The organism is Capnocytophaga catalasegens (assembly GCF_026005215.1).
In the GTDB taxonomy this organism is placed as follows: domain Bacteria; phylum Bacteroidota; class Bacteroidia; order Flavobacteriales; family Flavobacteriaceae; genus Capnocytophaga; species Capnocytophaga catalasegens.
Genome location: NZ_BPMA01000003.1, coordinates 26,450 through 34,793, shown reverse-complemented (window position 1 = coordinate 34,793; position 8,344 = coordinate 26,450). Strand labels below are relative to the sequence as shown.

General features: G+C 32.7%; 8 protein-coding genes. 7 read left to right on the top strand and 1 reads right to left on the bottom strand.

All coding sequences use genetic code 11. From position 1 onward, the window contains the following. The 4 genes from OO775_RS00820 to OO775_RS00805 all read left to right on the top strand — a co-directional run. Positions 1–183: transposase (locus OO775_RS00820; RefSeq protein WP_264845103.1), on the top strand; the 183-nt coding region annotated here is incomplete at its 5' end. Between the two features lie 89 nt (positions 184–272). Beyond that, positions 273–2,189: a LysM peptidoglycan-binding domain-containing protein gene (locus tag OO775_RS00815; RefSeq protein WP_264845102.1), complete on the top strand. Its 1,917-nt coding sequence runs from the start codon at positions 273–275 to the stop codon at positions 2,187–2,189. A gap of 130 nt (positions 2,190–2,319) precedes the next feature. Beyond that, positions 2,320–3,513, top strand: coding sequence for a tRNA 2-thiouridine(34) synthase MnmA (gene mnmA, locus OO775_RS00810; RefSeq protein WP_264845101.1), 1,194 nt, complete (start codon positions 2,320–2,322; stop codon positions 3,511–3,513). 85 nt (positions 3,514–3,598) lie between these two features. Beyond that, positions 3,599–4,498 (top strand): DUF8428 domain-containing protein, encoded by a 900-nt coding sequence (locus tag OO775_RS00805; protein ID WP_264845100.1) that lies wholly within the window; start codon positions 3,599–3,601, stop codon positions 4,496–4,498. Positions 4,499–4,567: 69 nt separating this feature from the next. Here the strand turns inward: OO775_RS00805 and OO775_RS00800 are convergent, their stop codons facing one another. Continuing rightward, entirely contained in the window at positions 4,568–5,464 is an 897-nt protein-coding gene (locus OO775_RS00800) for a site-specific tyrosine recombinase (RefSeq protein ID WP_264845099.1), read from the bottom strand. A 101-nt stretch (positions 5,465–5,565) separates the two neighbouring features. On the opposite strand from OO775_RS00800, the gene aroQ reads away from it, so the two are divergent. The 3 genes from aroQ to OO775_RS00785 all read left to right on the top strand — a co-directional run bounded on the left by aroQ (position 5,566) and on the right by OO775_RS00785 (position 8,065). Continuing rightward, positions 5,566–5,982 (top strand): type II 3-dehydroquinate dehydratase, encoded by a 417-nt coding sequence (gene aroQ / locus OO775_RS00795; RefSeq protein WP_264845098.1) that lies wholly within the window; start codon positions 5,566–5,568, stop codon positions 5,980–5,982. 140 nt (positions 5,983–6,122) lie between these two features. Then, on the top strand, positions 6,123–6,986 hold the full coding sequence (locus OO775_RS00790) for a nucleotidyltransferase family protein (protein WP_264845097.1): 864 nt from the start codon (positions 6,123–6,125) through the stop codon (positions 6,984–6,986). Positions 6,987–7,009: 23 nt separating this feature from the next. Further along, positions 7,010–8,065, top strand: a complete 1,056-nt coding sequence (locus tag OO775_RS00785) for a phosphotransferase (protein ID WP_264845096.1) — start codon at positions 7,010–7,012, stop codon at positions 8,063–8,065. Positions 8,066–8,344: the final 279 nt, after the last annotated feature.

The following is an 8,344-nucleotide window of genomic DNA, read 5'->3' as shown; positions in this document are numbered from 1 at the left end:
TTGAAATGGGTGCATATTGTTATCAGTAATGCCAAGCGGAATTTATTATGTAACTATCACAAAATCAAACGGAAGTATTTACAATTATACTTAGACGAATTTGTTTACAAGCTCAATCGTCGTTACTTTGCAGAGCATTTATTTGACAGATTGGTTTTAGCCAATATTACAGCTTATGAGTGATTACGGATATACAATTAAAAAATATTCCATTTTTGGATTTTAAAAAAAAGTTGTACTTTTACGCCCTGAAATGTGGTAAAACAATCAACATGATACGAAAAATAATTTTTGCACTATTGATAAGTACTAGCAGTGTTATCTGGGCACAGCAGCACAATAGTTATGTAGTGAAAGAAAACGATACTTTGGAATCTATTGCTAAAATTTTCCGTGTATCGCCTAATGATATAAAAAATCTAAATCCTGCTTTGGAAACAGGACTCAAAAAGGGAATGATGCTTGTAATTCCTAATAGTAAAGTAGTGTATTATAGTACTAAACAACCTTCGGGATTCAAATATCATACAGCGAAAGAAAAAGAAACACTGTACGGAATAGCTCAAGCATATCAGATAAGCCAAGATGATTTGCGAAGATATAATATTGTGTTGTATTCCAAAGAATTACAAATAGGACAGGAGCTTACAATTCCTGTATATAACGGACAAAATGAACCGACTGGGGTAACCAAAGGAAAAGAAGGACTTACCAAATATGTGGTAAAACCCAAGGAAGGAAAGTGGCGAATTGCTCAAAATCACGGAATTAGCCAAGAGGAGTTGGAAAAACTAAATTCCAATTTACCCGAAGTATTAAAAGAAGGAATGGAAATATGGGTGCCTTCAGGGAAATCAAATCTTTTACAAAATACAACAACTTCTGAGAGAACTTTGGTGCTTTATCAGGTTGAAAAAGGAGAAGGTTTTATGAGTTTAGAACGCAAGTTCAATCTTTCAGAAAAAGAATTGATTGCACTCAATCCAGAACTAAAAGATGGTATAAAGTTAGAAGCTCAAATCTGGATTCCCAAAGATAATTTTATGGAATATAGCGCTACTTTGGGCGGACTTACTCAGAGTGCTGTATGCGATTCTAATGAGTATTTGCGAACAAATATGCGTCCGACTCAGGTTAAAAATATTTCATTTGTATTACCTTTCAAATTAGGTAATATTTCTTCGGGAAGTATTTCAGATATGAAAAATAAACTACAAAAAGACAAAATAACAGGTATAACAACTGATTTCTATTCAGGAGCATTGATGGCAATTGATTCATTGCAAAAACTTGGTTTTTCTCTCAATGTAAATGTATATGATAGTCAGGGAACTGTACAAGGAGTCAATGCACTTGCCAGTAGTGAATCCCTAAAACAATCACAGGTAATTATAGGTCCTTTCTTAGCTCCTGAGTTTAATAAATTATCTGAAATTATCCAGAGTTCTAATGTTGCTCTACTTGCTCCAATTACCAATCGAAATATAGAGCTAAGACCCAATGTTTTTCAAACGGTTCCTACTATTGAAAACCAGCAACAGAAAATGATTCAATTCATCAATCAAAAGTACCCCGATGCTAATATTGTTTTACTTGCTGATGGAAAGAACAAAGACCTTAATGAAAAGTTAGCTTCTTCATTTTCTGATGCTAAAGTAGTTGATAATATCAATGCTATTAGAAATGCTTTTGTAAAAGAACGTACCAACATCGTTTTTGTTTCGTCAGATGATGTGGTTTTTCTCTCTGATGTTATTCGTATTTTGTATAATACTTCTGGAATAGGTCAAAAAACACCTACTTTTAACGTAATTATGGCTACACTTAGTAAAGGAGAGGCTTATGACCATGATAGTATTTCCAATACACAACTTTCAGCATTAAAATTTACTTATCCTTCTATTAATAAATATGCGGGAGAAACCAATGCTTTTATTCGTAAATATTATGATACATACAAAATTTCTCCGAGCAGATATGCTTTTCGTGGTTTTGATTTAACGATGGATGCTGTTTTACGAGCAAGTATTTCAGGAGATTTCATTGGAGCAACCTCATCTATTAGTGAAACTTCGTATCAAGAAAATAAGTTTCGGTATATTAAAAATTCTTTCAAAGGAGGAGGTTATGAAAATCAAGGTGTATATATTGTACGTTATGATGATTTGGAAGTAAAAGAAATTTATTAAAAAAAGAAGAATTATTTTTATATATTTTAGAAATTTCAAGACTTAGCCAAAGTATCTAACTTTGGCTAAGTTAGTTAAAGGTCTATTTTTAAAATTAGTATGAACTTGTATTTATACAAAATAAAAATCAATGAAAAAAGTAGTAGTAGGGCTTTCTGGTGGTGTGGATAGTAGTGTTGCTGCATATTTACTACAACAGCAAGGATACGAAGTTATAGGGTTGTTTATGAAGAATTGGCATGACGATTCGGTAACTATTTCCAACGAATGTCCGTGGCTTGAAGATAGTAATGATGCTCTTTTGGTTGCCGAAAAATTAGGTATTCCTTTTCAGACTATTGATATGAGCGAACCATACAAACAACGTATTGTCGATTATATGTTTAGTGAATATGAAAACGGTCGTACACCTAATCCTGACGTATTGTGTAACAGAGAAATAAAGTTCGATGTCTTTATGAAATTAGCACTTAGTTTAGGAGCTGATTTTGTAGCCACGGGGCATTATTGCCGAAAAGAAGAAATTCTTGTAAAGGGAAAATCTGTCTATCGGCTTCTTTCAGGCAAAGATACAAACAAAGATCAATCTTATTTTTTGTGTCAATTATCACAAGAACAACTCAGTAAAGCTCTTTTTCCAATAGGAGATTTGCAAAAATCGCAAGTGAGAGCTATTGCCAAAGAACAAGATTTGATTACTGCCGAAAAGAAAGATTCGCAAGGACTTTGTTTTGTTGGAAAAGTGCGTCTGCCCGAATTTTTACAACAAAAATTACTTCCCAAAGAAGGTGATATTGTTCAAATACCTTCCTCTTGGGAAGGGTATATACAGAAAGACAAACAGATGTCTTTTGAATGTTATGAGAATGAATTAGCATTTCGTTCGCAACGATTTTTATATAAGAGAACAGACGGAAAAGTAGTTGGAAAGCATCAAGGAGCTCATTATTTTACTAAAGGACAGCGCAAGGGACTACATGTAGGAGGTACTCCTGAACCTTTGTTTGTTATTGAAACCGATGTAAAAGAAAATATCATCTATGTAGGTGAGGGACATCAGCATCGTGGATTATTTCGCTCTGCATTATTTATAAAAGAAGCCGATGTACACTGGGTACGCCCTGATTTAGTTTTGAAAAATGGAGAAAATCGGTCTGTTTTGGTTCGTATCCGATATCGACAACCTTTGCAAAAAGCAACTTTGTTCAAGGTTGAGAATGGATTGTATATTCATTTTGAAGAACCACAAAGTGCCATTACTGAGGGACAATTCGCTGTTTGGTATCAAAATGATGAGCTTATAGGAAGTGGAGTTATTTGTTAAAAAAATAACAAATTTAATTTTATGGTTTGTTGTTAAAATAGAAATTTGTAAGTTTGCCCTGTCTAATAATTAAAATAACAATTTTATGAGCGAAAAATTGAATCAAACTTCCAAAAAAGGAGGAGGACTATTAAGCGTTTTATTACTGCTTGTATTGGCAGGATTAGGATTCTTTACTTTTACATTGTATCAGAAGAATCAAAAGAATGAATCACAATTTGCAGAGCAAAAAAATCAAATTATTGATGAATTGAATTTGCTCAAAAAAGATTATGATGAAGCAATTGAAACCTCAGGACGAAACGCAGAAGAATTAGAACAAGCAAAGCAACGTATATCAGCTTATATTGACTCTTTGAAGTCTGCAAAAGCCGATGTGGCGGCTCTTTGGAAATATCGTCAGCAGGTACAAGTGCTTAAAGATGAGCGTACTAAATTGTTAGCTATCAACGATTCATTGCGCAGATCTAATGTTTTGATTACACAAGAGCGTGATAGTACAGCCAATGTGTTGAATGTAAGAACTTCAATGCTTGATTCGGTTTCTCAAAGAAATACCGAAATGTCAAAAACCATTGAAGAAGGTTCTGTTTTAGTATTGAGAAAATTTGAAGTAGAAGGAGTTAAAGAGCGATCAGGAGGTCGTTATGTATCAACAGAGCGTTCCAGAGCTTCGGATAAAATACGAATTTGCTATACAGTAGCAGTAAATCGTATTGCACCTGAGGGAGACCGCTTTTTTTACGTACAAGTACTTAGTCCTTCTGGGGTTACGCTTGGTAAAAATGAAACAGTTTCTGTAGGAGATAAAACAGTTAATTATACAACTACGTCACGTTTCGTTTATGAGAAAAAACCAGTTGATGTTTGTGAATATATTTCTAAACCGAACAAAGATACTCGTTTTGAAGGAGGTCTTTATACAGTTAAAGTATTTGATGAACAACTTCGTGAAATTGGAACAACTGAGTTTCAATTAAAGTAAGAATAAACTATTTTGAAAATAGTGTGTTTAATAAAAAAAATTCGTAAAACGAAAGTTTTACGAATTTTTTTATCGTCTGGGGTGAAACTGATTCACGATTTTGCGAAGATATGTTTTGTCAGCATGCATATATACTTCGGTTGTGGTGATACTTTCATGTCCAAGCATCATCTGTATTGCTCGCAGGTTTGCTCCATTTTCTAACAAATGTGTAGCAAATGAATGTCGAAATGTATGTGGGCTGATGACTTTTTGTAAATTAATTTTTTCTGCAAGTTGGCGAATAATGGTAAAAATCATAGCACGTGTTAGTTGTTTGCCTCGTCTGTTGAGAAATACAAAATTTTCATGTCCTTTTTGAATATTGAGTTTCTTCCGTTGATTGCTTGTATAGAGTAAAATTTGTTGTTGGGTATATTCGCTTATAGGTACAAGGCGTTGTTTGTTTCCTTTTCCTGTAATTTGCACAAAACCTTCTTCAAAAAACAAATCGGACAAGCGAAGAGAAACAAGTTCAGATACGCGAAGCCCACAACCATACAAGACTTCGATAATAGCTCTATTTCGATGTCCTTCTTCACTTGAAACATCAATAGCAGCAATTAAAGTATCTATTTCTTCCAGCGAAAGTGTATCAGGAAGTTTCATTCCTATTTTGGGAGCATCAATAAGTTCCATTGGGTAATCTTCTCGATAATTTTCGAAGATAATATATTTGAAAAAACTTTTTAAAGAAGAAATCAGTCGAGCTTGTGAGCGTGTATTGAGCAGTTTTGCATTGTGATAGATAAATTCTCGTAAGGTATCTTGTGAAATATTAGAAGGAGTTTCAATTATTTGAAAATCAGACAAATAAGAAATTAGTTTTTCAATATCTAATGAATATGATACGATAGAATTTTCAGACATTCCTCGTTCAATTTTCAAATAATATCGAAAATCTTTTAAAATTGTTTCCCATTTCATAGAGCAAAAATAACAATTTGAAAATAAAAAATAAAATTTTATTTTGTAAAATTTTATTTTTTCTCTAAAAATACGTATTTTTACACTTTCAAAAAAAATGTATGAAACTAATAATTATCAATGGAGTAAATTTGAATTTACTTGGAAAAAGAGAACCAAAAGTATATGGAAATCAATCTTTTGAAGCGTATTTTGACCAACTCAAAAAAAAATTTCCATCAATAGAACTTTTTTATTTTCAAAGTAATATTGAAGGCGAATTAGTCAACAAAATACAAGAAATAGGTTTTTCTTTTGATGGTATTATTCTCAATGCCGGAGCTTATACTCATACATCTATCGCCTTGCACGATGCTATAAAAAGTATCACAACTCCTGTGGTAGAAGTGCATATCTCTAATACATTTGCTCGCGAGCAATTTCGACATAAATCATATATTTCTTCGGTAGCCAAAGGGATTATTATTGGTTTTGGGCTGAAAAGTTATGAACTTGCTATTGAGAGTTTTTTGAATTAAATTCAGCAAAAAAAAAGTAAAAATAGATGATCTATTTTCCGTAAAAAGTATTTGTATTTGAAGTGAAAAATAGTAAAAAGACTTCCTTTAACAGGAAAATGTACCTTTAACCTCTGAAAAAAGATTAAAATTTATTTAATATGAAAATAACATTAGCCATTTTAGCTGCGGGGCTTGGTTCTCGCTTTGGTTCAGACAAGCAAATTGAGAATATTCATGGCAATAATATCTTGCTTGATTATTCTATTTATGATGCCTTGGAGGCAGGTTTTGATGATGTAGTTTTGATTATTCGTTCCGAAATTGAAACATTAGTAAAAAAACATTTTGAAGGAAAATTCCCTAACGTAAAAATTTCATACGTTTTTCAAGATCAGCAAGCTCCCAAAGGAATTGAACGAAAAAAACCTTGGGGTACAGGACATGCTCTGTTGTGCCTAAGAGGTGTAGTAAATAATCCGTTTTTGATTATCAATGCCGATGATTACTACGGAAAAGATGCTTTTGTACATATGGCAAAGGCACTTCGTAGTGGAAAAGACAAAACATTCTTTTCAGCAGGATATAAACTTCGTAATACGCTTAGTGCCAACGGGACCGTCTCGCGAGGCATCTGTTTAGTTGATGCAAATCATTATTTGCAATCCATCGAAGAAATTACCAAATTTCGTAAATTAGACGAAAATACAGCTTTGGATGAAGAAACAAATCAAAAATTTGATATAAATAGCTATGTGTCAATGAATTTTTGGGGGTTTTCGCACGATGTTTTCGATATAACAATTCCACTTTTTGCTGAATTTGTCGAAAAAAATAAAGAAAATCCAAAATCTGAATTTTATATTCCAATTATTGTTCAACATGCTCATGATTTAGGCTACAAAATAGAAGTATTACCCAATAATGATGCGTGGTTTGGAATGACTTATCGAGAAGATTTGGTCTTAGTACAAGACGAAATAAAACGTCTGGTATCACAAGGGAAATATCCTTCAAAAATATAATTAACCAATTTAAAAACAATAAAATGAATACAAATGTAAGAAAAATTGCTGAAAAATTTTGCTTAAAAGGAAATGTTGTGTCGGTAGAACCTTTCGGAAATGGACACATCAATCAGACATATCTTGTCAAAACAGACCAAGATTCATATGTTTTACAAGGAATTAACGTTCAGGTATTTAAAACAGCACCTGATATAATTGATAATATTCTCTTGCTTTGGGAAACACAACCGAAAAATGATATTATTCTGAAAATGATGCCAACTACCGATGGTGGATATAGCATAGATGAAGCAGGTGCTTTGTGGCGAACAGTTCCGTTTGCAGCTGATTATGAGTCGTTTGAGCTGGTTGATGAGGCTTGGAAAGCTGAAAAAGCAGCACAGGCTTTCGCTACTTTTGGAAAAGTTTTTGCCAATGTTGATGTGTCAAAACTCAAAGATACAATTCCTAATTTTCATAATGGAATGATGCGTTTTGCTCATTTGGAACAAGCCTACAAAGGAGCAAAACCTGAGAGGATACAAAAAGCTACCGAGCTATATCAGTATGCCTTAGACCATAAAGTGATTTTTGAAAATGTACAAAAAGGATTAGAAGAAGGGTCTATTCCTTATAGAGTTACTCACAATGATACCAAGATAAACAATGTGCTTATTGGTAAATCTGACCGAAATATAGCTAAGGTTATAGACCTTGATACCGTAATGCAAGGAACTTTGTTATTTGATTTTGGCGATTTGGTACGAACTTCGGTAAGTCCAACTCCTGAAAATGAACCTGATGATTCCAAAATTCAGTTCAATACAGAATTTTTTGAAGCTATTTGCAAAGGATTTTCAGTGATGAAAGATGTAATGACAGCAAAAGAAAAAGAAATGATAGTTGATGGAGCGCGATATATGATTTTTATAATAGGTGTGCGCTTTTTGACCGATTATTTCAATAACGATGTGTATTTCAAAATATCGTATCCCGAAGAGAATTTCATCAGAGCTCGCAATCAGTTTGTTCTATTGCAACGTTTGGAAGAAATAGAACCACAATTAAGAGCAATTGCTAAAAAATATTTTGGATAAAACCCAATTTAAAACAAAACTAAATAACAAAAACTCCTTTTTTTCGATAAGAAGAGGAGTTTTTGTTCGCTAGAAAAAAATCTGTAAAATTTGATTGTTTAAAGAAAATAAATCAGGTTATTTTGGGTAAACGAAACAATTATTTATATAAAATATTTTTACGAAACAATATTTGGGATTAAAAATATTATCTAGACAACGAAAATAAGAAATTGTACTCTTAATCTGAGAGAAATTTTTATACATTTTCTGTGTTAAAAATTTGGAATTCATCAAAAA

Bases quoted from the DNA above. Each gene is read 5' to 3' on its own strand.
- mnmA (WP_264845101.1), top strand. From the start codon at position 2,320: ATGAAAAAAGTAGTAGTAGGGCTTTCTGGTGGTGTGGATAGTAGTGTT.
- OO775_RS00800 (WP_264845099.1), bottom strand. From the start codon at position 5,464: ATGAAATGGGAAACAATTTTAAAAGATTTTCGATATTATTTGAAAATT.
- OO775_RS00785 (WP_264845096.1), top strand. From the start codon at position 7,010: ATGAATACAAATGTAAGAAAAATTGCTGAAAAATTTTGCTTAAAAGGA.
- OO775_RS00815 (WP_264845102.1), top strand. From the start codon at position 273: ATGATACGAAAAATAATTTTTGCACTATTGATAAGTACTAGCAGTGTT.
- aroQ (WP_264845098.1), top strand. From the start codon at position 5,566: ATGAAACTAATAATTATCAATGGAGTAAATTTGAATTTACTTGGAAAA.
- OO775_RS00805 (WP_264845100.1), top strand. From the start codon at position 3,599: ATGAGCGAAAAATTGAATCAAACTTCCAAAAAAGGAGGAGGACTATTA.
- OO775_RS00790 (WP_264845097.1), top strand. From the start codon at position 6,123: ATGAAAATAACATTAGCCATTTTAGCTGCGGGGCTTGGTTCTCGCTTT.